At 41.4% G+C, this 2,139-nt stretch carries 2 protein-coding genes; both read right to left on the reverse strand.

Annotated elements, in window-relative coordinates; translation table 11 throughout:
- Nucleotides 1–68 precede the first annotated feature (68 nt).
- Nucleotides 69–281, reverse strand: a complete 213-nt coding sequence (locus DXC51_RS29170; protein ID WP_117546100.1) for a DUF4315 family protein — start codon at nucleotides 279–281, stop codon at nucleotides 69–71.
- Nucleotides 250–2,010, reverse strand: a complete 1,761-nt coding sequence (locus tag DXC51_RS30220) for an IS1634 family transposase (protein ID WP_243003294.1) — start codon at nucleotides 2,008–2,010, stop codon at nucleotides 250–252. Before DXC51_RS30220 ends, DXC51_RS29170 begins: the two co-directional genes overlap by 32 nt.
- Between the last annotated feature and the right edge of the window lie 129 nt (nucleotides 2,011–2,139).

Consider the following 2,139-nt stretch of genomic DNA (forward strand, 5'->3'; position numbering starts at 1 on the left):
TCTGAACTTTGCATGAAAGTTACACTAAATCTCTTTTTGGCACCTTCCGCTGCCAGGGCTGCATAACTTTAGACATCCAAAAATGTCATCAATTCCTGGAGACTTTTACCGCTTTTACGGAAGGCGTCCATAACCTGTTTTGTCTCAAACTCTTGTTTTAGTTTTTGCAATTCAGTCAGTTGTGCAATGAGTGCATCCTGCTTTTCTTGCAACTTCGATAGTTCGTTTTCGACTTTGCTGATTTCAGCATCAATCGAAGTCATCGAACGCGTTCTCGCCATAGTACTCTTCCTCCTGATCCATCATGTCATCTGACAGTAATGATTGATTGGTTGCCAGCAGCTTGCTAATTGTAGCAGCAAGACGGCGGATGTCTTGATCATCCATGCCAAATGCGCTTAAGAGTATTCTCTGCTTTCTTGAAACTGCATGGTCCAGATGATACTTACCATTGTTCCTGCGAACCATCTCTATCTTTTCAAGCTCTTTGAGAGCGGCAGGGACAGTCATATAGTTGCTTTTGGTCTCCATCCGCAGCATCATTTCCTTCAGCAGATTATAGATTCTGTTCCGGACAATGAGTGCTGCAAACTCTGTAAAGATCTTGGCATCAAGTGAAGCGCCACTTTGTACACGCATGCTCTTGGAACCAAGGAAGGACTTATCAGAGCTAAAAATCTTTTCAGATATATCACGACCCTTGTAGTGAATCAACGCTTCAGCAGCCGTCATTTTCTCAGAGGTAATAATGCAGAAATACCCACACAGCTCCAGCCTTTCCTGGATTACATCTTTCTTTTCTTTGTAGGATGCAAGATTGCCATCTTTGTCATATCTGATGTCAAAGTAATCATGGTATGCCTTTCCAAAAGTGGCATCCGTTCCCTTATGCTTATCGAGGTTGAGCTTGAGGCTGTCAAGTCTCTGCTCAAGCAATTCTCTTTCAGCAGCCTGCTTAGAAGGATTAAAATAAAGGTGAAAATACCTGTTTGCAGTATCATCCTCATACAGCGGGGATAAGATTGTTTTACCATACACGCGATAGGTGCGGATTGCACAATCTCTGTCGGTCTCGAATGTATTTCTGTGTTCCCTGACCAACTCACTGACAAGCTTTTTACAGCCCTTTGCCATTATGATGAAGGAGTACTTGTTTTCTTCCATGTAGCGAATATTGTCTTTGCTGAAATAACCTCTATCCAGAACGAAGCCAACCTTGTCATAGCCGTATTCCTTCACCTTATCAACCATATAAGTGAACTGGGCAACGTCAGTGATGGAACCTCCATAAGTCTCATAAAACAAAGGAACTCGGTTGTTTTTGTCAAAGGCTAACGCCAGGTTAAAGATGGCAGAACCTGTATCAACTTTGGCTTTACCATATTCAAGAATATCAATGTCACCAGACTGACAGTTCTTGTTTGTGGAGTCATAAGAAATGTAAATTCGGTCTTTATGATCTCTGGACTTATTCCAGTCATCAAGGAAGCCATTCATCTGCTCCCTGGTAACGTTTTTGAAAAAACGACACACCTTTGAGTCACTATATATGTGCATATTCTTTGAGAAAAGCGGATGGTCGTAAGCAAAATCAGGATAATACTGACCGGCATTTTCCTCATCAACAATAAGGTAAGCAATCAGATCCATAAGAAGACCAGTGTCATCTCCGAACCACTTAGAAAGCTTCTGTGGCAGTTTGTACTCTTCAAACACTTTCTTGATAATGGCATAGGCACCTATTCTCAGAGAGCAGCTTCTGGATGATTCTGGCAGTTCTTCAGGTATTGCAGCATCCGGGAAATATTCCTCATACTTTTCATTTGGAAACATGTGATCCGGATGCTCTGGATTAACTTTTCCAATGATGGTCCGCTGAGGAACCGCATACTTCTTTTCAGGATTATACTTGCTTCCGTACTGATAGAGGATATATGTAGCAGCACCCTTTTTCCTGGTGATAATTTTGCCTTTTACTTTTGGAAGTCCCACTTCGAAATCGTGATACATTGGTCGTCTCCTTTAGTGTAACCTTTACACTAAAATCATATCACATTCTAAAGAAAAAATCCAGTGAAAAAGCTTAATTTTTCATAGGTTTATGGAGGTCGCTAGTGCAACTTACATGCAAAGTTCAGA

It is taken from the genome of Eisenbergiella massiliensis (assembly GCF_003435485.1).

Bases quoted from the DNA above. Each gene is read 5' to 3' on its own strand.
- DXC51_RS29170 (WP_117546100.1), bottom strand. From the start codon at position 281: ATGGCGAGAACGCGTTCGATGACTTCGATTGATGCTGAAATCAGCAAA.
- DXC51_RS30220 (WP_243003294.1), bottom strand. From the start codon at position 2,010: ATGTATCACGATTTCGAAGTGGGACTTCCAAAAGTAAAAGGCAAAATT.